This is a genomic window from Curtobacterium sp. ME12 (genome assembly GCF_903970855.1).
GTDB lineage: Bacteria > Actinomycetota > Actinomycetes > Actinomycetales > Microbacteriaceae > Curtobacterium > Curtobacterium poinsettiae_A.
In genome coordinates this window covers 23,771-43,684 of record NZ_CAJCKD010000004.1, presented here as the reverse complement: position 1 = coordinate 43,684, position 19,914 = coordinate 23,771, and the positions used below count along the sequence as shown (strand labels likewise).

The 19,914-nt window shown below is 70.8% G+C and carries 18 protein-coding genes; 6 read left to right on the top strand and 12 right to left on the bottom strand.

Translation table 11 applies throughout. From position 1 onward, the window contains the following. The first annotated feature begins 167 nt into the window (after positions 1–167). The 4 genes from H7A73_RS03815 to H7A73_RS03800 are packed head-to-tail and all read left to right on the top strand — an operon-like array spanning position 168 to position 5,507. Positions 168–1,835 carry an ABC transporter substrate-binding protein gene (locus tag H7A73_RS03815; protein WP_182064752.1) on the top strand — a complete coding sequence of 556 codons (1,668 nt, stop codon included), beginning with the start codon at positions 168–170 and terminating at the stop codon, positions 1,833–1,835. Then, positions 1,832–3,574: a dipeptide ABC transporter ATP-binding protein gene (locus H7A73_RS03810; protein ID WP_182064751.1), complete on the top strand. Its 1,743-nt coding sequence runs from the start codon at positions 1,832–1,834 to the stop codon at positions 3,572–3,574. The genes H7A73_RS03815 and H7A73_RS03810 overlap by 4 nt, the downstream gene beginning before the upstream one ends. Further along, positions 3,571–4,506 carry an ABC transporter permease gene (locus H7A73_RS03805; protein ID WP_182064750.1) on the top strand — a complete coding sequence of 312 codons (936 nt, stop codon included), beginning with the start codon at positions 3,571–3,573 and terminating at the stop codon, positions 4,504–4,506. Before H7A73_RS03810 ends, H7A73_RS03805 begins: the two co-directional genes overlap by 4 nt. Further along, a complete protein-coding gene (locus H7A73_RS03800) occupies positions 4,503–5,507 on the top strand; it encodes an ABC transporter permease (protein WP_111047198.1) in 1,005 nt (334 codons plus the stop codon). Before H7A73_RS03805 ends, H7A73_RS03800 begins: the two co-directional genes overlap by 4 nt. A 330-nt stretch (positions 5,508–5,837) precedes the next feature. Here the strand turns inward: H7A73_RS03800 and H7A73_RS03795 are convergent, their stop codons facing one another. The 6 genes from H7A73_RS03795 to H7A73_RS03770 form a co-directional block, all read right to left on the bottom strand. Further along, a complete protein-coding gene (locus H7A73_RS03795; RefSeq protein WP_182064749.1) occupies positions 5,838–7,157 on the bottom strand; it encodes a GNAT family N-acetyltransferase in 1,320 nt (439 codons plus the stop codon). A gap of 247 nt (positions 7,158–7,404) precedes the next feature. After that, complete coding sequence (locus tag H7A73_RS03790; RefSeq protein ID WP_182064748.1) at positions 7,405–7,836, bottom strand: hypothetical protein; 432 nt, start codon at positions 7,834–7,836, stop codon at positions 7,405–7,407. Next, positions 7,802–8,617 carry a signal peptidase I gene (locus H7A73_RS03785; protein ID WP_259362683.1) on the bottom strand — a complete coding sequence of 272 codons (816 nt, stop codon included), beginning with the start codon at positions 8,615–8,617 and terminating at the stop codon, positions 7,802–7,804. Before H7A73_RS03785 ends, H7A73_RS03790 begins: the two co-directional genes overlap by 35 nt. After that, positions 8,614–9,510: a hypothetical protein gene (locus H7A73_RS03780; RefSeq protein WP_182064746.1), complete on the bottom strand. Its 897-nt coding sequence runs from the start codon at positions 9,508–9,510 to the stop codon at positions 8,614–8,616. The genes H7A73_RS03785 and H7A73_RS03780 overlap by 4 nt, the downstream gene beginning before the upstream one ends. Next, complete coding sequence (locus tag H7A73_RS03775) at positions 9,507–10,085, bottom strand: TasA family protein (protein WP_182064745.1); 579 nt, start codon at positions 10,083–10,085, stop codon at positions 9,507–9,509. Before H7A73_RS03775 ends, H7A73_RS03780 begins: the two co-directional genes overlap by 4 nt. 45 nt (positions 10,086–10,130) lie before the next feature. Further along, positions 10,131–10,685 carry an alternate-type signal peptide domain-containing protein gene (locus H7A73_RS03770; RefSeq protein ID WP_110862326.1) on the bottom strand — a complete coding sequence of 185 codons (555 nt, stop codon included), beginning with the start codon at positions 10,683–10,685 and terminating at the stop codon, positions 10,131–10,133. Between the two features lie 393 nt (positions 10,686–11,078). On the opposite strand from H7A73_RS03770, the gene pnuC reads away from it, so the two are divergent. Continuing rightward, complete coding sequence (gene pnuC, locus H7A73_RS03765; RefSeq protein WP_182064744.1) at positions 11,079–11,744, top strand: nicotinamide riboside transporter PnuC; 666 nt, start codon at positions 11,079–11,081, stop codon at positions 11,742–11,744. 90 nt (positions 11,745–11,834) lie between these two features. After that, entirely contained in the window at positions 11,835–12,467 is a 633-nt protein-coding gene (locus H7A73_RS03760) for a hypothetical protein (RefSeq protein WP_182064743.1), read from the top strand. Positions 12,468–12,492: 25 nt separating this feature from the next. On the opposite strand, the gene H7A73_RS03755 is transcribed toward H7A73_RS03760, so the two are convergent. The 6 genes from H7A73_RS03755 to H7A73_RS03730 form a co-directional block, all read right to left on the bottom strand. After that, positions 12,493–13,713, bottom strand: a complete 1,221-nt coding sequence (locus H7A73_RS03755; protein ID WP_182064742.1) for an ABC transporter permease — start codon at positions 13,711–13,713, stop codon at positions 12,493–12,495. After that, positions 13,710–14,645 (bottom strand): ABC transporter ATP-binding protein, encoded by a 936-nt coding sequence (locus tag H7A73_RS03750; RefSeq protein WP_182064741.1) that lies wholly within the window; start codon positions 14,643–14,645, stop codon positions 13,710–13,712. The genes H7A73_RS03755 and H7A73_RS03750 overlap by 4 nt, the downstream gene beginning before the upstream one ends. A gap of 224 nt (positions 14,646–14,869) precedes the next feature. Then, a complete protein-coding gene (locus tag H7A73_RS03745; RefSeq protein WP_182064801.1) occupies positions 14,870–16,528 on the bottom strand; it encodes a glycoside hydrolase family 13 protein in 1,659 nt (552 codons plus the stop codon). Positions 16,529–16,677: 149 nt separating this feature from the next. After that, positions 16,678–17,592: a carbohydrate ABC transporter permease gene (locus H7A73_RS03740; protein WP_071405176.1), complete on the bottom strand. Its 915-nt coding sequence runs from the start codon at positions 17,590–17,592 to the stop codon at positions 16,678–16,680. Beyond that, positions 17,592–18,548, bottom strand: coding sequence for a carbohydrate ABC transporter permease (locus H7A73_RS03735; protein ID WP_182064740.1), 957 nt, complete (start codon positions 18,546–18,548; stop codon positions 17,592–17,594). The genes H7A73_RS03740 and H7A73_RS03735 overlap by 1 nt, the downstream gene beginning before the upstream one ends. 11 nt (positions 18,549–18,559) lie before the next feature. Then, positions 18,560–19,858: an extracellular solute-binding protein gene (locus tag H7A73_RS03730; RefSeq protein WP_182064739.1), complete on the bottom strand. Its 1,299-nt coding sequence runs from the start codon at positions 19,856–19,858 to the stop codon at positions 18,560–18,562. Between the last annotated feature and the right edge of the window lie 56 nt (positions 19,859–19,914).

Here is a 19,914-nt window from a genome sequence, read left to right as displayed (position 1 = left end):
ACGTCAGGCGCTTGCAATGTTTCGTCGTGCGTCGTCCGACGTACGCGAGATTCGGACGGGCCACCGTCGCGGTGTCAGGATGGACGCCGCCCGGCAGGTGGACCGTTCCGCCGTCGCAGCGACCGCCACCGCGGTCGCGACCCCCTTCCCCGAGGAGCAGCACCGTCATGAGACGCCCCAACCGCCTGACGATCACCGCGGCCGTCGCCGCAGCAGCAGCCCTGGTCCTGACCGGCTGCTCGGGTGGGGGTTCGTCCGACGACGGTGCCGAGGGCACGGCCAAGGGCGGCACGCTCAACATCCTGACGCCGCAGACCTCGTTCCACCTCGACCCCGCGACCAGCCAGAGCCTCGGCATCACGTCGCTGGGCCTCGTGGCCCGACGGCTCACCACGTGGGACGTCGAGCCGGGCAAGACGGCGAAGGTCGTCCCCGACCTGGCGACCAACACCGGGGTCTCGAGCGACGACGGCAAGACCTGGACCTACACGCTGAAGGACGGCGTCGAGTTCCAGGACGGCACGCCGATCACCACGAAGGACATCAAGTGGGGCATCGAGCGATCGTTCGCGCCGACCCTGAGCGGTGGCCTGAGCTACCACAAGTCGCTCCTGGTGGGCGGTGCCGACTACAAGGGTCCGTTCGACGGCAAGTCGCTCGACAGCATCGAGACCCCGAACGACAAGACCATCGTCTTCAAGCTGAACGACGCGTACGGCGACTGGCCGTGGCTCGCGTCGATGCCGGCATTCACCCCGGTGCCCGAGGGTGACGGCAAGGACACCGGCGCCTACGACCTGAAGCCGGTCGCGTCCGGTCCGTACCAGGTGCAGTCGAACACGCAGGGTTCGCAGGTCACGCTCGTCCGCAACGAGAACTGGAGCGCGAAGACCGACGAGGTCCGCACCGCGGGCCCGTCGAAGATCGTCTTCAAGGAGAGCCAGGACCAGTCCACGGTGACGCAGACGCTGATCGCGGACAACGGCGACGCCAAGAACTCGTTCGGCGCCATCTACCTGGGTGCCGCCGAGCTCAACCAGGTCCGCAGCAACCCGGCAGCCCAGGACCGCCTCGCCACGTCGAAGGCCGGCCCGATCAGCTACATGGCGATCAACACGCAGCGCGGTGCGCTCAAGGACCTCAAGGTCCGCCAGGCGCTGCAGTACGCGGTCGACCGCAAGTCCTTCCGGATCGCCGCCGGTGGGGCGATCGCCGGTTCGTACGCCTCGACGCTCATCACCCCGGGCATCGCCGGGCGCCAGGACTACGACCTGTACGAGACCAAGGCCACCGGCGACGTCGACAAGGCGAAGCAGCTGCTCGAGGAGGCCGGCGTCAGCAACCTGAAGCTGACCCTGGTCACCCAGAACGACCCGACCTACCTCGCCCAGGCCCAGGCGCTGCAGTCCGGCCTGAAGCGTGCGGGCATCGCCGTGACGCTCAAGCCGCTCGACTACGACTCCTTCACGCAGGCGACCACCAACGGCACCGACTTCGACCTGTCGCTGTCGAGCTGGCAGCCGGACTTCCCGAGCGCGAACGCCAACCTGCAGCCCCTGTACGACTCGTCGCAGATCGGTGGCGGCGGCTACAACGTCTCGAAGTACAGCAACCCCGAGGTGGACGCCCTGATCGCGAAGGCCAGCTCCACGGTCGACCAGGACGACGCGCAGAAGCTCTGGGCCCAGGCGGACCAGAAGATCATGGCCGACGCCCCGGTCGTGCCGCTCATCTACGCGAAGCAGTCCTTCCTCGCCGGTTCGAACGTGCAGAACTTCCAGATCGCTGACTTCCCCGCGTACCCGAACTACCTCAAGGTCTCGCTCCAGCAGTGACCGAACCGATCCTGCAGGTCGAGGGGCTCCGCGTCGCGTTCGGCGACGCGGAGCCCGTCGTCCGTGACGTCTCCTTCGACCTGACGCCCGGCCGGGTCCTCGCCCTGGTGGGCGAGTCCGGCTCGGGCAAGTCCGTCAGCGCCATGAGCGTGCTCGGGCTGCTGCCGCCACAGGCCTCGGTGTCGGGCAGCGCCCGGTTCCGCGGCGAGGAACTCATCGGCGCCCCCGTCGAGACGATCCGCGCCGTCCGGGGTGCGGGCATCGGCGTGGTGTTCCAGGAACCGATGAACTCGTTCACGCCGGTCCTGTCGATCGGCACGCAGATCGCCGAGGCCGTCCGGGCGCACCCGACCGGGCTCGACCGCGCCGGGGTCCGGGCGCGCGTCGACGAACTGCTCCGTGCCGCCGGCCTCACCGACCCGGAGCGCATCCGCAAGGCCTACCCGCACGAGCTGTCCGGCGGCCAGCTCCAGCGCGCGATGATCGCGATGGCCCTGGCCGGCGACCCGGTCGCACTCTTCGCCGACGAGCCCACGACCGCGCTCGACGTCACCGTGCAGGCCGGCATCCTCGACCTGCTCCGGCGCCTCGGCCGCGAGCGGTCCCTCGCCGTGCTGCTCATCACCCACGACATGGGCGTGGTCGCGGACGTCGCGGATGACCTGCTGGTGCTGCGCCGCGGCGACCCGGTCGAGCACGGCACCGTCGCCGAGGTCTTCGCCCACCCGACCGCCGACTACACGCGGGAGCTCCTCGCGGCCGTCCCCAGCCTGGAGGCGCGCCCCGCGTCCGACGAGCCGCTCGCGTCGACCGAGACTCGGCCTGCCGGACCGGACTCGGCTCCGGCAAGCCGCGATCTGTCCGCAGACGCGAGCACCGTCTCGGCCCCGGCCGACGTCGACGACGCGAGTCGCGCCTCCAGGCCGCTCGTCGCGCGCCTGCGCGACGTCGCCGTTCGGTACTCGCGCCGGGGCGGACCGACCGTGTCCGGCATCGACCTCGACCTGCACGCGGGCGAGACCGTCGGCCTGGTGGGCGAATCCGGTTCCGGCAAGTCCACGATCGGGCGCGCGCTCGCGGGCCTGGTGCCCGTCGTCGCCGGGTCGGTCGAGGTGGACGGTAGCGACCTGCGGACGGCTCGCGGACGACGACTGCGCGAGCTGCGCAGTCGTGTCGGCATCGTGTTCCAGGACCCGGCGTCGTCGCTCAACCCGCGGCAGACCATCGGCTGGAGCATCGCGGAACCGCTGCTCGTGCACGGCACCGACTCCGCTGCGGACCGCGCCGAGCGGGTCCGCGAGCTGATGACCGCCGTGCAGCTCGACCCGACGTGGGCCGAGCGGTTCCCGCACCAGCTGTCCGGCGGCCAGCGGCAGCGCGTCGCCGTCGCGCGTGCGCTCGCGCTGCGGCCGGCACTCGTCATCGCCGACGAACCGACGTCGGCCCTCGACGTCACGGTGCAGGCCGCCGTGCTCGACCTGCTGGCCGGGCTGCAGCGGGAGTTCGGCTTCGGCATGCTGCTCATCAGCCACGACCTCGCCGTCGTCCGCCAGCTCGCCGACCAGGTGATCGTGCTGCGCGACGGCCGGGTCGTCGAGCGGGGGACCACCGACGCCGTGCTCGACGACCCGCACCAGGACTACACGCGCATGCTCCTCGCCGCAGCGCCCGTCGCCGACCCCGTGCGTCAGGCCGCTCGCCGCGAGGCGTGGCGCGCGTGGGAAGGAGTGGCCTCGTGACGGCCAACGTCGTCGACCGCCCGGTCGCACCGTCCGGCCGGACCACCGGCTTCCGCGCCGTGGTGCGACGCGTCCGGCAGGACCGCTGGGCGGTGGCTTCGGCCGTCGTCATCGCGGTGTTCCTGGTGGTCGCCGTGGCGGCCCCGCTCATCGCGAAGGCGTCCGGGCAGGACCCGTACTCGTACGACATCGACGCGCTGAACGACTTCGGCGCTCCGCGCGGTCCGGGCGGCGGGATCAGCGGCGAGCACTGGTTCGGTGTCGAGCCCCTGACCGGGCGCGACCTGTTCTCGATCGTGACGTACGGTGCACGGACGTCGCTCGGCATCGGACTCGCGGCCACCCTGGTGTCGATCGTCATCGGCGTGCTCGTCGGCGTCACGACCGGGTTCTTCGGCGGCTGGTACGACCGCGTGCTCTCGCGGGTCGTCGACGTGATCTTCGGGTTCCCGTCGCTCGTGTTCATGATCGCCCTCACCGCGATCGTGCCGTCGTCGTTCCCGAAGCCCGTGCTCGTCGTGCTCGTCATCGGGTTCTTCGGCTGGCCGGCCGTGGCCCGTGTCGTGCGCGGGCAGACGCTGTCGCTCGTCAGCCGCAACTACGTCGTCGCCTCCACCGCGATGGGCGCAGGACGGTGGCACGTCATCCGTACGCAGCTGCTGCCGAACCTCGCCGCGACGATCACCGTCTACGCCACCATCTCGATCCCGTCGATGATCGGTGCCGAGGCCGCGCTCTCGTTCCTCGCCGTCGGCGTCAACCCGCCGACGCCGTCGTGGGGTCGCAGCATCGGCGACGCCATCGGCTGGGTGCAGACCGATCCCATGTACCTCGTGTTCCCCGGAGCCGCACTGTTCCTCATCACCCTCGCCTTCAACGTGCTCGGTGACGCCCTGCGCGACGCCCTCGACCCGCGAGGGGGTACCGCGTGAACGCCGCCACCCTGCGCTTCCTGGCGATCCGCGTGCTCGGCGCCGCCGTCGTGCTGCTCGTCGTCGCGGCCATCACGTACGCGCTGTTCATGCTCCTGCCGACCAACCCGGCACGGGCGATCTGCGACAAGCCCTGCACGCCGGACCGGCTGCGAGAGGTCCAGGCGTTCCTCGGCACCGACAAGCCCTGGCTCGCACAGTTCGGCGCCTACCTGGCCGGCATCTTCACGGGCCGGACCTTCGGCAGCGGCAACAGCGTGATCGAGTGCGCGGCACCGTGCTTCGGGTACTCGTTCCAGCTGCACGAGAGCGTCACCGAGCTGATCCTCGCGCGCCTGCCCGTCACCGCGTCGATCGCAGTGGGGGCCGCCGTGCTGTGGCTCGTCGCCGGCGTGTTCGGCGGCACCGTCTCGGCGTTGCGTCGCGGCACCTTCGTCGACCGCGCCGTGATGACGGTCGCGGTCGCCGGTGTCTCGTCACCGGCGTACCTGGTCGGGCTGCTCGGCATCCTGCTGTTCGGGTTCGTGCTCGGGATCCTGCCGACGAGCGGGTACGTGGCCTTCAGCGACGACCCCGTCGGCTGGTTCACGCACCTGATCCTGCCGTGGTGCGTGCTCGCCTTCATCAGCGCCGCGATCTACGCCCGGTTGACCCGTGGCGAGATGCTCGAGTCGATGTCGCAGGACTTCGTCCGGACCGCCCGGGCAAAGGGGCTACGGGAGCGCCAGGTCGTCGTGCGGCACGGGCTCCGGACGGCGATCCTGCCCGTGGTGACGCTGTTCGGGCTCGACCTCGGGTCGCTGCTCGGCGGTGCGGTCATCACCGAGAAGGTGTTCTCGATGCAGGGCCTCGGCGCACTGCTCATCGACGCGGTGCACACGCTCGACCTGCAGGTGGTCGTCGGGTTCACGCTGTTCTCGGCGCTGCTGATCGTCACGGCGAACGTGATCGTCGACGTGGTCTACGCGTTCGTCGACCCGCGGGTGCGGCGCCGGGCGTAGGGCCGCCCCGCTCGTGCCGAGCCTCGCACCGTGCGAGGTCCGGTGCCCCCGCCGCTGTTGTGGTGCGAGGTTCCGTACTCCGTGCGAGCGCGTCCGCCTGCCACGGAATCGGGAACCTCGCACCAGAGCGCTCGCCCCTCGCACCGCGCGAGGTCAGCCGGCCGTTGCCGCGCCGTCCCACCACCGCAGGACCCGCGTCCCCATCAGTGTGAGCCACTTCGAGCGTTCGCCCGCCGGGACGTCGACCTCGAACCACCCCCGCTCGCAGGGTGGGGGACGCCAGGACGGAGACGACCTGACGTGCGCGCCCCACCACGCGGGCGACGTCCATCAGAAGTACGTGATGCCGTGCGGCGTCCGCGGCGGCAGCAACATCGCCCGGAGCAGCGCCACCGACGCCGAGTCCGCGGCGCGGACGAGCCCCGCGGCGGCCAGGGTGACGGGGGAGACCGAGCCGATCAGCAGCGCGCCGAGCTCCGCGACGTCGAGCTGGAGGTCAGACCCGGCCACGTCGACGTCGTCGGCGATGCGTGTGACGGTGCCACGGGCCTCCTGGACGTCGAGGCGGTACGTGCCGGTGGTGAAGCCGAGCGCGTCGGTGACCCCGAGCGTCAGCGACCCGTCGACGGCGAACGGTCGCGAGGCCAGCACCGCCGGCACGTCGAGGACGCGCAGCCAGACGTGGTCCTCCTCGTGGTCGACGTCGTACGCACGGTTGTCGCCGAGCGCCGCGACGATCGGGTCGTCGAGACGGGAGCGGTTGTACTTCACGACGTCGTTGAGGTCGACCGAGAGCAGGAACTCCCACAGGGCGGTGTAGGCCTGGTCGTCCGCGTACACCAGGTCGACGATCTCGAGCGCGGTGTCGGAGCCGCGGTCCTCCTTGACGCGCCAGGTGACGTAGCCGTCGACCTCGTCGGAGCCGTCCCGGCGGTGCACGGCGGCGCGGACGTCCTTGGCCTTCTGGCCGTCGGGCCCGCGCAGGCCGAACGTGATCGGCCAGGTACCGGTGTTGCGCACCATCGAGCCCGGGGTGCGGACGTGGAACCGGTCGAAGACCGCCTTGCCCGGGCCGTCGGCCAGCCACTGCGGGGTCACGACCGACACCGTGCCGGAGGTCGGTGCGAGCAGGGGCAGCGCGCGCTCGCGCCGCACGTGCACGGCGCGCTCGCGGATGGCGCAGCCGAAGCCGAAGCGGCGGTAGATGGTGCCCTCGGACGCGGTCAGCGACGCGACGGCGTAGCCCTCGGCGACGCCGCGCTCGAGCGCGTGCGTCATCATCCGTCGCAGGATGCCGCGGCGACGCTCGGTCGGGCGGACGGTGACCGCGGAGATCGCCTGCGTGTCGACGGAGGACCCGTCGCCCCAGCTCAGCGCCTTGCGGAACCACGTGAAGGTGCCGGCCGGCCACGTCTCGTCGACGGACCCCGGGAACGGCTCGCGCACGTAGACCCCGAGGAACGTCTCTTCGTCGGCGATGAAGTGCGACGCCATGCGGGCTGCGCCCTCGGCATCGGGGTCGGCTTCGTGGAAGCCCATCCCGACGGCCTGCATCCACGCTGCCGTCTCGGCGTTCGGTGCCCCCTTGTCGTCCGTCCCGGGCGCGAACTCGCGCAGCTCGTAGCGGTCGTCGAATGCCTCGTTGCTCACGTTCCGACACTATCGGGACCGGGTGACGTCGCGACAGGCGGGCGGTCGGTCCGGTCGGCCTGGAGGCCCGGATCGCGTCCGGCGGACCGTGTGCGGTGTGTGGGCGGCCGGTTCAGGGCCCCTGCAACCGTGGAGCGCTCGCACCGGGAGCGGGAACGCGCACGGAGTCTCCGGCACTGCACGGTGCGCGTTCACGAGGAACCGGCACTGCACGACGAACCCCGCACCGTGCGATCCCGGTGCCGGGTCAGTCGGTCGCGCCCCGAGGGGGATCGACGAGCAGCCCGACGCGGTCGTCCAGGTAGTCGGCGAGGGGGACTGCGGTGCCGGCGGTCGGGGACCACCGGACCGACGGAACGTCGTCGATGACGACGAGCACGCCCTCGGCGCCGACCAGGGAGTCGTCGACGGGGATCGGGACGGCGCCGTGGTTCACCGTGTCACCGGCGGCGAAGTGCCCCTTCGCGGCGGCGGCTCGGTAGGCGCGACGGACCTCGGCGGAGACGGACTGGTACTGCGACCGACCAGGTTCCGTGACGCGGGTGCTCGACCCGGTGGCCCAGACACGGCCGGCGGTCTCGAGGGACGACCCGATCAGGAGTGCCCCGACCCGCCACACCCGGCCGAGTGGTCGCATCGTCGGGTCACGACGGATCCCGAGGACGGCCTTCGGCTGCACGTACTCGCCGAGTGCTTCGTCCGGGACGTCCGCGGCGCGGAGCCGTCGGGCCGCTGCGTCGAGGAGCTCCCGAGCCCGCTGCACTCCGTCCGTCACGTCCACCGAGCCTAGACCGGGTGGTGGTCGTCGTCTCGGTCCTGTTCTCGGTGGTGGTCCGCTCGACGTGGTGCGCTGCGCCGCGTCGTCCGTGGCTGCGGCGTCCGTGGCTGGCGCCGACGCGGCCGGTGCCGGTCCGGCGACGCCGTGCGGTGCTCACGAAGCCCGCGGTCATCATGACCGCCCCGTACGTCAGGAGCACGCCGGCGACCGCGGGGATGAGCCAGCTCCGCGACCCGTTGACGACCTGGTTGACGATGCCGATCTCCGGCACGGAGTACCAGACCACGCCGCGGATCTGCACGGCGGTGACCGGTGCCGGGTCGGCCTCGGCGTTGTTGTCGCCCTTGAGCACGAAGGTCCGCTCGCCGTTCGACGACGACGACACCGAGACCACGCGGTGGCTGACGACCGCGGGCTGGCCGGAGACGATCTGGTAGGTGACGACGTCGCCGACCCGGATGTCGTCGATCGGGGTCGGACGGACCACGAGCAGCGTTCCCGGGGGCAGGGTCGGCTCCATCGACTGTGTCAGGACGGTGAGCGGCATCGATCCCGTTGCCTTCGGCACGACGATCAGCACGACCGCCAGGCCAGCGACGAGCAGCAGGAGTCCGGTGCTGAGACCGAACACGACGGCGTGGACGACGGCGCGCCATCCGGTGCGCGGGGTGGGGGTGCTCATGCGCCGCACCGGATCGCCGCCCCGTTGTCCTGCGTGAAGAGCGTGACCTTGCCGGTGCCCGCGACGGTCGACGTGGGGTTGCCGGCGCTGTCGAGCACCTTGACGGTGACGGTCAGCGTGCCAGCGGTGCCGGCGCTCGCAGGGACGTCCGTCGGCGCGATGGTGATGAACGCGGAGTAGTCCTGCGCCTTCTGCCCGACCGGGGTCGAACCGACGAAGGCCCCGTACCAGGTGTCCATCGGGCGGTTCGCGGCGTCCCACCGGATCTCGACGTACCAGCCGCCGTGGTCGGTGCAGACCAGCGAGGGGGTGGTGTCGACGGTCGCTGCCGGGGTGGTCAGGGTGAAGCCGCCGGCGACGACCCCCGACGTCCAGGTGCCGCTCGTGACGGTGAGGTTGACGTTCACCGTGGCGGTCGAGCCGGCCGGGGCCGACGACTGCAGGGTGCTGCGCGTGCACCACACGGCGGAGGCGCCGGCGGCGAGCTTCGCGCTCATGCTCGGCAGCGACGCCCAGGTGCCGGAGACGGACCCGGTACCGACGGCCGTGCTCGTGGTGCAGCCCGCGGTCGAGGCGACCGGCCAGGCGACGACGGAGACGGCCTTGGCGAGTGCGGTCGAGCTGCCGGACACGACGGAGACGGTGGTGGTCGCGGTACCGGCGAGGGTTCCCGAGTCGGTCAGGGTGATCGGCTTCGTCGTCGAGGTGACGCTCGACGAGAACGCCGTGGTGAGGGCGCTCGTCCCGCTGATCGACGCCGCGACCGTGCCGACCGTGGTGCTCGCCGCGGTGGTGCCCGACGCGCTCCACAGTGCCCACGCGGCGCTCGACCCGCCGCCGACGAACACGGCGGTGAGGAGCACGGCGACGAGGAGTCGGAGGCGGCGGTTCATGCGGAGACCTGCGTTCCGGTGACGGTGAGGGTGAAGTCGGTGGTGGCGCCGGCGACGGTCTGCGGTGCGTCGGCGTCGAGAGCCGTCTCGAGGCACGCGATCCCGCTCGCCCCGGCCGGCAGCGTGAAGGACCCGGAGCCGGTGTCGAAGGTGGCGAGCCGCGCGCTCGTACCGGTGAGCCCGGGGACGCACTTCGCGGCCGAGGACACCATCGCGAGGTGGAGCGTCAGTTCACCGGTCGCCGCCGCGACGGACGACTTCGCGGCCGTCGTCGTGACGCGCACCGACAGGGGGATCGACCCGGTGTTCCGCACCGTGAAGGTGCCGGTGGTGCTCGTGCCCGGCCCGAGGACCGCGGTGTTCATCGCCGTGGTGCCGCTGACGCTGATGGTCGCGGTGGCGGAGCGCACCGTGGTGGCCGCCGTGCTGGCGGTCCCGTTCCAGAGCGCGTACGTGCCGCCGGCGCCGAGGAGCGCCGTTCCGACCGCGACGACCAGGGCGATCGCGACCGGCCACACCCAGCGGTGCCGTCGGGCTGCGCGGTGGCGTCCCGTCGTCCGCGGTGTGGCGGTCATGTGCGTGCTCCTGGTCGTCGTGGTCGGTGGGGTGCGATCGGGGGATCAGGAACCGATCGCGGTCTGGGTCAGCGTGAAGGCGAGCGCGCTGAGGTTGATCGAGCCGCCCTGCCCGGTGGTCGCCGACGCGGGGAGCGTCACCGTGAAGACGACCTTGACGGTCGACGTGGACGAGGACGGCGAGACGACGAAGGTGTTCGCGTTCGACGAGGACTGCACGACCGAGGCGCTCGTCGAGGTGACGGCCAGCGTCTTCGTCGTGGCGGCGAGCAGCGCGGCGTCGCCGGTGATGCTCTGGTTGGCGTACGTCAGGTTGGCCTTGAGGTCCTGGCCGGTCGCGCCGATGTTCAGCGTCTGCGTGAACTGGAACGTGTTGCCCGGGACCATCAGGGCCTTCGTCGGGTCGATCGCGGTGGAACGACCGTTCGTGATGTCGGTCCAGGCGCCGTCGTTGTTGGCGCTCAGCGTCAGGGTGCCGGCGCTCACGGCGGACGCGGCGCTCGAGGCGCTGGCGTTCCAGAGGGCGAACGTGCCCGCCCCGCCGAGGAGGAGTGCGACGCCTGCTGCGCCGGCGATGGCACCGGTGACGATCTTGTGCATGGGGTGGATCCGTTCCTGCGTGCTCGGGGCACGCTGAAGCCCACCGGGGACATTCGGGCGTCGGGTCCGGTGGGGAGGTTGTCATCGACCCAGTGGTTGGAGGGGGTCGCGGCTGACCGGTGCCGAGAGCGGTCGCCGGGCCTCGGAGCGCAGGTACTGCTGCTCGGGCGGGCTGGACTCGCTCTGGTGTCGACGTTACCTGTCCCCCAAAGTGCCGACAAGCGAGAACGAGCGTTCGCTCGGACCCCAGAACGGGGGTGATTTTTGTCCCCGATAGGGAGGACATGATTTGTACCCCGATTTCTGAACACACGCTTCATGTGCGCAGGGTGATCGCAGAAGGAATGCCGGTACGCACGGCGTCGTTGCACCGTCCGGAAACGAGGAGGGCCCATGGACATCGTGCGCTGGTTGTTCGACGCGCAGATCGTCATCGGCGACCAGACGGTGCTCTGGCGCGAGGTGATCGGCAACGTCTTCGGGCTGCTCAGTGCCCTCGGTGGCATGCGTCGGAAAGTCTGGGCCTGGCCGGTCGGACTGGTCGGCAACGCCCTGCTCTTCACCGTCTTCATGGGGGCGCTCTTCGACACCCCGAACCCCGTCAACCTGCTCGGGCAGGCCGGCCGTCAGGTCATGTTCATCATCGTGAGCATCTACGGCTGGTACCGGTGGACGCACCGGCCCGAGGACGCGACCACCGTGATCGACCCGCGCTGGGCCTCCTGGCGGACCCGTCTGCTGCTCGTCGTCGGCATGGTCGGCGGCACCGCCCTGCTGACCCCCGTCTTCCGCGCGCTCGGGTCGTACGAGCCGGTGTGGAGCGACGCGTGGATCTTCGTCGGTTCGCTGCTCGCCACCTACGGCATGGCGAAGGGGTGGGTCGAGTTCTGGCTCATCTGGGTGGCGGTCGACCTGGTCGGCGTGCCGCTGTTGTTCTCCGCCGGGTACTACGCCTCCGGGTTGATGTACGTCTTCTACGGCGTCTTCACGTTGACGGGGTTCTTCGTCTGGATGCGCCAGCGGGTCCGCCCGCCGGCGGCGCCGATAACCGTCGGCTGACCGCCGTGGCCGAGGCTCGCTGACGCGGCCGGGAGCACGGCCCCCGCTCTGGGACGAGACAAACGGCTCGCGATGCGCTGCAATGGTCGGATGGAACCCCTGCACGGCGAACGGGTCGAGGACGACGAGTCCCTCGCGGAGCGCACGGTGCGCGCGGCCATCCGCGCCTACCGGCTGCACCCGTTCGACGCCGTCGACGCGGCGGTGGTCGCCGAGGTGGCCGGCATCCCGCTCGAGACCGTCGAGCGGTTGTTCCCGACCTGGCACGCCCTGCTCCTGGTCACCTACGACCGGTGGGCGCAGCTGCGGGGGACCCGGCGGAAGAACCCGCCGACGTGCACCATCGAGCACGTCCGTCTGACCCTGGCCGAGGACGTCGCCGATCCCGGACTCGTCCGGGTCCTCGCGGGCCTGATCACCGTGGCCAGCTCGGAGTCCGGCTTCGCCGAGCTGTTCCGCAAGCGGTTCGAGGAGTACGCCGAGCAGCTGACCGTCGGGCTGCAGCGCGACTTCGACCGCGGCTCGGAAGAGGCCGGCATCCCCGCGTACCAGGCGGCGACCCAGCTGCTCTCGGTCTACGAGGGGCTGCAGATCCAGATGCTCGTCCGCCCGCACATCGACGTCCTGGTGGAGTTCGACCGCGCGGTGAACACGCTGCGCCAGGGATGGAAGCGGCACGCCGTCCCGTCGTGGGACCTCGACGAGGCACCCGTCCGCGTCTGACGCCGTGCGGCACCGACCGACGAGGTCAGCCCCGACGCCCCCGCCGCCACGACAGCACCTGCCGCACCGTCACCTTCGAGCCGTACTGCGCGACCGAGTGCCGGAACAGGTACTCCGCGAACCACAGCAGCAGACCGGCGACGACGAACACCTCGACGATGCAGACCACCGACTCCGTCACGGTGAGGGCCCCGACGGCGTTCCGCACCATCGCGGTGATCGGCGTGAAGGTCGGGAAGTACGTGAAGAACTGGGCGACGGGCGACGTCGGCGTCGTCATCACGAAGAACGCCGCGTACAGGGGGATGATCAGCGCGAAGATCGCCGCCGACTGCAGGGCTGAGGCGTCCTTGATCGACGGCACGGCGGCCCCGACGGCGACGAACAGCCCGGACGCCAGCAGCACCCCGCCGACGAGCAGCAGCGCTCCGGTCACCATCCGCCACGGGTCGACCGTCAGCCCACCGAGCTGCGACGACACCAGCGGCAGGGCGACGAGCAGCCCGACCAGGCCGGGCACGACGAACACGCTGACCTGCACGAAGCCGACGAGCAGCATCGCGATGACCTTGCCGCGGATCAGGTCGCCCGCGGTCACCGTGGTCAGGATCATCTCGGAGATCCGGTTCTCCTTCTCCTCGACCACGACGGTGACCATCCGTGCGGCGAGCAGGATGACGAGCCCGAAGAACGCGGCGACGAACAGGAACGGCGGCACGACGGACAACCAGCCCGGTGCGACCCGGCCGTCGGTGTAGGTGGTGACGTCGGTGGCGGGTGGACTGCGGAGCAGCTCCACGGTCTCGGGGTCGTCGACCGACGCGGCGACGCTCTGCTCGAGCACCCGCTCGGCCAGCGACGAGTACACGCCGTTGGCGAAGAGCCCGCGGTCGGCGGCGTCGACCCGGATGGCCGTCGTGGACGGCGACGACGGGAACGCGATGAAGGCGTCGAGGTCACCGGACCGGACGGCGGCGCGGTCGGCGGCGGCGTCGGTGGACGGCGTCCCACCCCACTTCGCGGCCACGGACTCCGACACCAGGCCGGACTCGTCGACGTAGTGGAACGGGGTCTTGGTGGCGGACGACCCGGACACCACGGAGTTCGTGCCGGCGGCCTGCCCGATGCCCACGAGCAACGACACGACCACGATGACGACCGGCAGCGCGAGGGTACCGATCCAGAACGCGGGCTTCTTCACCGCGCGGACGAACTCGAACCGGACGACCGTGCCGAGGCTGCTCATGCCGCTGCTCCGTCCGACGATGCAGCGGCGAGGGCGTCGTGCCCGTAGACCTGCACGAAGATCTCGTCGAGCGGGATCCGGCGCATCTCGAACGCCGTGACGTGCACCCCGGCCGCGACCAGTTCTGCCAGGACGTCCGCACCGTCCGGAGCAGCGGCCTGGGTCGGCACCAGGTAGGCGACGTGCCCCTCGTGGCGGGCGAGCCGGTACAGCGGCGACTTCGGCACGGGGCCGTCGAGCCCGACGCGGGCGACGGCGCCGCCGAAGGCGTCCTGCACGTCGGGCACGGATCCGTACGCGGCGGCCCGACCGTCCTTGAGGAGCAGGATGCGGTCGCAGAGCCGCTCGACCTCGTCCATGTGGTGTGTCACGAGGATCACGGTCGCGCCGTCGGCCTTCCGCTCGTCGACCAGGTCGAGCAGGAGCCGCCGGTTCACCGGGTCGAGGCCCTTGGTCGGTTCGTCGAGGATGAGCAGCCGTGGCCGGTCCATGATCGTGATGCCGAGCTGGACCTTCTGCTGCTGGCCGCCGGACAGCTTGTCGACGCGCAGCTTCGCGCGGTCGGCGAGCCCCACCCGCGCCAGGTAGTCCATGCTCCACGCGGTCGCCTCGGCACCGCGGAGCCCGCGCAGGCGCCCGAAGTAGGACATCACGTCGATGACGGACTCCTTGCGGTACAGCCCGCGTTCTTCGGGCAGGTAGCCGATGCCGCCGGTGGCCGGTCGGTAAGGACGGCCGTCGATCGTCAGCGTGCCCGCCGTCGGCGTGGTGATGCCGAGCAGGGCCCGGATCGTCGTGGTCTTGCCGGAGCCGTTGCTGCCGAGCAGCCCGAACGTCTCGCCGGGGGCGACGTCGAACGACAGCCCGTCGACCACGTTGCGGTCGCCGAACCGCATCACGAAGTCCTGCACGCTGATGCTCGCCCCGCTCATGCGGTGACCCTACCGGGACTTCCTTCCCAGAACGGCCGCGATGGGATGCGAGAACGGGTGTACCTGGTCAGAACTTCCGGCCCAGGACGCCCGTTTCCGGCAGGGACGCCGCGTTCCGCGGGGAGACGCGGGGAGACGCGGGGACGACGGACGGGAGGCGCGGTGCCAGCTGGCACCGCGCCTCCCGTCCGTCGTCCGGTCGCGCCCAGGGCGCGAGCGTCGCGTCAGGAACGCAACCAGGCCGTCCCCACGCCCGACAGGGCGCCGTCGACCACGGGGGCGGAGGCGAGCAGCAGCTCGCCGGCCGGCAGTGCGAAGGGCTCGTCGCCGAAGACCGTCACGCTCGTCCAGCCGTTCGGCCGACGGAACGCGAGCACGTCGTCGCGGCCGGTCTCGATCCACTCGAGCTGTTCCTCGGACTGCAGCTGGCCACGCAGGCCGAGCGCCTTCCGGTACAGGTTGAGCGTGGAGTCGGGGTCGGCGTCCTCGGCCTCGACGCTGGAGTCGGCGAACCACGCTGGCTGCGGCAGGTGCGAGCCGTCCGGACCGAAGCCGAACGACGTGCCGGTGCGCGTCCACGGGATCGGCACGCGGCAGCCGTCACGACCGACGTCGACACCCGGGTTGCGGAAGAACGCCGGGTCCTGCCGGTCGGCGTCCGGGACGTCACCGACCTCGTGCAGGCCGAGCTCCTCGCCCTGGTACAGGTAGGCGGAGCCGGGCAGGGCGAGCTCGAGCAGCGTGGCGGCCTGTGCGCGACGGAGGCCGAGCGACCGGTCGAGCGCGTCCTGCGAGCCGCCGGCGAGCAGCCAGGCGCTGCCCTGCTTGTCGGTGCCGCCGGCGCGGGGCGGCAGGGCGTAGCGGGTGGCGTGCCGGACGACGTCGTGGTTCGAGAACACCCACGTGGTCGACGAGCCGGACTGCTCGGCGAGGCCGAGGTTGAACTCGATGATCGTGCGGAACTGGCCGGCGTCGAAGTCGGCCTCGAGCAGGTCGAAGTTGAACGCCTGACCGAGTCCCTCGGCGCTGGCGTAGCGGGCGCGGCGGTGGGCGGGGACCCAGGCCTCGGCGACCGCGGTGCGGGCTGGCGTGTACTCGTTGAAGACCGTCCGCCACTCGGCGTAGATGTCGTGCACGTCGTCACGGTCCCAGAGCGGGTGCGTGCCGTCCTTCGGCATCTCGGCGAGCTCGGCCCAGGTGGGCAGGGTCTCGCCCAGGTCCTTCGCCAGCCCGTGGGCCACGTCGATGCGGAACCCGTCGACACCGCGGTCGGACCAGAAACGCAGGGTGTGCAGGAAGTCGTCACGGACCTCACGGTTCGCCCAGTTCAGGTCGGGCTGCTCCTTCGCGAAGCTGTGCAGGTACCACTGGCCGTCGCCGACGGCGGTCCAGGCCGGCCCGCCGAAGATCGAGATCCAGTCGGCGGGGGCTTCCTCGCCGGACGGCCCCGTGCCGTCGCGGAACACGTAGCGGTCGCGGGCGGGGGAGCCCTTGGGTGCTGCGAGGGCCTCGCGGAACCACTCGTGCCGGTCGCTCGTGTGGTTCGGGACGACGTCGACGATCACCCGGATGCCGGCGGCGTGCAGTGCTTCGACCATCCGGTCGAAGTCGTCGAGGGTGCCGAGGCGCGGGTCGACGTCACGGTAGTCGTCGACGTCGTAGCCGCCGTCGGCCAGGGCGGACGGGTAGAAGGGGCTGAGCCAGACGGCCTCGACGCCGAGCGAGGCCAGGTACGGCACCCGCTCGGTGATGCCGGGCAGGTCGCCGATGCCGTCGCCGTCCGCGTCGGCGAACGAGCGGGGGTAGATCTGGTAGACGCTGGCCTGGCGCCACCAGGTCTCGTCGTGCGAGGTGGCGGCGGGCTGGGCGAGGGTGTCGGTCACGTCGGGCCTTTCGTGGGTCGAGGGGTTCGTCGGGTTCGAGGGGTGTGTGTCGGTCGGGCCTGCACCGGCGATCGCGGCCGGGACCGCACCGGCGGTGTCGGTCGGGCCCGCACCGGCGGTGTCGGTCGGGCCTGCACCGGAGGTGTCGGTCACTTGATCGCGCCCTGGGTCACGCCGGCCATCACCCACCGCTGGGTGACGAGGTAGACGATGATCGCCGGGGCCATCGCCATCAGGTACGAGGCGAACGACACGTTGTAGTTGTTGCTGAACTGCGTCTGGAACATCTGCTGCAGCACCGGCAGGGTCTGCAGCGCCGGGTCGGAGGTGATCAGCGACGGCATCACGAAGTCGTTCCACGACGCGAGGAACGCGAAGATGCCGACGGTGGCGCTCATCGGTGCCAGCAGCGGGAACACGAGTCGCCAGAACACCTGCCCCGTGCTCGCACCGTCGATGCGTGCACTCTCCTCCAGCTCGGCCGGGATCGACCGCAGGAAGGCCGTGAAGAGCAGGACGCTGAAGGACAGCTGGAACATGACGTGCAGGATCGCGACCCCGAGCGGGTTGTCCAGGTGCGCGAGCCCGGTGAGCTTCACCTGCGACAGTGCGAGCACGGGGAACGGCAGGAACATCGCCGCGAGCAGGTAGAAGAACGACCAGCGGAACAGCCGTCGGTCCCAGTTCCGGGCGATCGCGTAGGCGGTGAACGAGGCGAGCAGGATCGTGCCGACGACGGTGATCGCGGCGACGAACACCGAGACCCCGAACGCCCGCGGGAAGTCGGTCAGCTGCCACGCCTGCACGAAGCCGTCGACGCTGAACGGTGCCGGCAGCGAGAACGCGTTGCCGTCGACGGCCTGGCCGGTGGTCTTGAACGCCATCGTCAGGGTGACGTACAGCGGCACGAGCACCGACAGCGCACACAGCACGAGGACGACCGTGACGGGCCAGTTGGAACGACCGCGGCCGGCCTTGCCCGAGCCGGAGGACCGGTCCGCGTCGACGGAACGGATGCTGCCGGTCGCGGTGGTCCCCGGTCGCAGGGGTGCTTGCAGGGACATCAGAGCGCTGCCTTCCCGCGGGTCGCCCGCAGCTGGATCACGGCGATGACGACCGCGATGACGAAGAAGATCGTGGCGTTCGCCATCTGGTAGGCGTAGTCGCCGCCGTTGAAGCCCTTGAAGATCGACATCGCGACACTGGTGGTCGAGGTGCCGGGGCCGCCGTCGGTCAGGCCGACGATGATGTCGTACGAGTTCAGGAAGTTCTTGAACCCGATGACCAGGTTGATCAGGATGTAGCCCGCCGTCAGCGGCGCGGTGATCGAGACGAGCTGCCGCCAGGCGCTGGCACCGTCGAGGGCGGCTGCCTCGTACACCTCGCCGGGGATCGAGAGGACGCCGGCGATGTAGATGAGGAGCGTCGACGGGATCGCCTGCCAGGCGGTGACGACCACGATCGCCAGCCAGGCCAGGTCGGGGTTCGCCAGGATGCTCTGCTCGAGCGGCCCGAAGCCGATCGCGGTGGCGAAGGCCGGCAGGCTGTTCGCGAACAGGAACGAGAACACGTACGCGATGACGATGCCCGAGATCACCATCGGCAGCACGAACACCGCACGCAGGGCGATCTTGCCGCGGATCTTCGACGTCAGCGCGATGGCGAGCAGGAAGGCGATCGCGTTCACGACGATCACGGTGACGAGCGAGAACCCCAGCGTGAACAGGTACGCCTGCAGGATCGCGGGGTCGGAGAACACCGCGATGTAGTTGGTGAGCCCGGTGAACCGGAACTCGCCGAAGCCGACGGAGTTCGTGAAGCTCAGCACTATGCCCATCACCGCCGGCAGCGTGATGGCGAGCGTGAAGAGCACCAGGGTGGGCAGCAGGAAGGCGAGGAAGAGCGGATCGACGCGGGGCTTGCGTCGTCCGTCCCGTCGTCCGGACTGGAGGCGCGGCGCAGCTCCGCCCCGTCGGCGTCGGGCCGCCGTCGTGACGGCTTCGGTGGTCGTGGTTGCCATGAGACGTCTCCTTACGCGGCCGTGCGGAGCGCGAGACGCGCCCAGTCGGCGTCGAGGGTGCGGAGCTGGCGCTGCGGGTCGCCGCCGAAGGCGATCGACTGCGCGTAGTTCGCGACCGGGATCTCGGCGGGGATGAGCTGCGATGCGCCGAGGTAGAAGGCGGCGTCGTCGTAGTACGACTGCATGCCGCGGAGGGCGGGGTTCGACGCCGGGGGAGCGTCCTTGCGCACACCGAAGCCGTTGTTGTCGGCGTTGTACCGGTCGTTGACCTTCGTGCTCATCAGGAACGACAGGAACTCGCGGGCGGCCTCCTGCTTGCGCGACGCCTCGGGGATCCAGAGCGCCAGGTCGACGTTCACGCGGACCTTGCGGTCGGCCGGGTCGTCGGTGACGGGCAGCGGGAAGGTGCCGAGGTCCATGTCCTTCGTGGTCTTGGCGATCTCGCCGAGTGCCCACGGTCCCTGCAGGTACATGCCCGCCTTGCCCTGGGCGAAGGCGAGGTTGCCGTCGCCGTACCCGCGGCTCGCGGCGCCGTCCTGGTGCCAGGCGCGGAGCTGCACCATGCGCTCCATCGGCTCCCGCAGGTCGCGCTCGAACGAGACGGCGGACCCCTTGCCGACGTTCGTGCCCTCGCGCCGGAGTGCCTCGAAGGTCGCCGGGGTGTCGATCATGCCGCCGATCGAGTAGTCGAACATGCCCTGGGCGATCGTCCAGTTGTCCTTGAACGTGCCGTAGATCGGGGCGATGCCGGCCCTGGTCAGGCGCTCGCAGACGTCGGCGAACTCGCTCCACGTCGTCGGGACCTCGAGCCCCTGCTGTGCGAAGAGCGCCTTGTTGTAGATCACCGACGCCGCGGTCACCGAGTACGGCAGGGCGCTCTTCCGGCCGGGGTAGTCGGCGGTCTGCTCCATGAGCGGCCACAGGTCGGGGTTGATGGTGTCGGCCTGCGGCAGGTCGGACAGGTCGGTCAGCGCGCCGTGCTCGACGAACGGCACGACCGAGAAGTTGTAGTTCCAGCAGCCGAGGTCCGGTGGCCGGTTCCGGACGAAGTTCGCGGACATGCTCGACGTCGAGTCGCGGACGACCCGGACCCTCGACTGGGTCTGGTGGAACTGCGCGATGACGTCGTCGAAGTAGCCGATGACCTCGGGCTTCGACACGTAGAACGTGATGGTCTCCGGCTTGGCGCTCGAGGACCCGATCGGGGCGCATCCGGCGAGCGCGAGGCCCGCCCCGATGCCGCCCGCTCCGAGCAGGAACCCGCGTCGGCTGACCGATGCTGCGCTCCTGGCGGTGGCGTGTGCTTGCACGTCGTCTCCGTCCGTCCGGACCCGGCGTCCCTGCCGTTCCGTCCCGCGAGCGGCTC

What these genes read in the sequence shown, in the direction of transcription:
- H7A73_RS03815 (WP_182064752.1), top strand. Translation starts at nt 168, where the DNA reads ATGAGACGCCCCAACCGCCTGACGATCACCGCGGCCGTCGCCGCAGCA.
- H7A73_RS03785 (WP_259362683.1), bottom strand. Translation starts at nt 8,617, where the DNA reads ATGAGCACCCCCACCCCGCGCACCGGATGGCGCGCCGTCGTCCACGCC.
- H7A73_RS03780 (WP_182064746.1), bottom strand. Translation starts at nt 9,510, where the DNA reads ATGAACCGCCGCCTCCGACTCCTCGTCGCCGTGCTCCTCACCGCCGTG.
- H7A73_RS03775 (WP_182064745.1), bottom strand. Translation starts at nt 10,085, where the DNA reads ATGACCGCCACACCGCGGACGACGGGACGCCACCGCGCAGCCCGACGG.
- H7A73_RS03770 (WP_110862326.1), bottom strand. Translation starts at nt 10,685, where the DNA reads ATGCACAAGATCGTCACCGGTGCCATCGCCGGCGCAGCAGGCGTCGCA.
- pnuC (WP_182064744.1), top strand. Translation starts at nt 11,079, where the DNA reads ATGGACATCGTGCGCTGGTTGTTCGACGCGCAGATCGTCATCGGCGAC.
- H7A73_RS03760 (WP_182064743.1), top strand. Translation starts at nt 11,835, where the DNA reads ATGGAACCCCTGCACGGCGAACGGGTCGAGGACGACGAGTCCCTCGCG.
- H7A73_RS03755 (WP_182064742.1), bottom strand. Translation starts at nt 13,713, where the DNA reads ATGAGCAGCCTCGGCACGGTCGTCCGGTTCGAGTTCGTCCGCGCGGTG.
- H7A73_RS03750 (WP_182064741.1), bottom strand. Translation starts at nt 14,645, where the DNA reads ATGAGCGGGGCGAGCATCAGCGTGCAGGACTTCGTGATGCGGTTCGGC.
- H7A73_RS03740 (WP_071405176.1), bottom strand. Translation starts at nt 17,592, where the DNA reads ATGTCCCTGCAAGCACCCCTGCGACCGGGGACCACCGCGACCGGCAGC.
- H7A73_RS03735 (WP_182064740.1), bottom strand. Translation starts at nt 18,548, where the DNA reads ATGGCAACCACGACCACCGAAGCCGTCACGACGGCGGCCCGACGCCGA.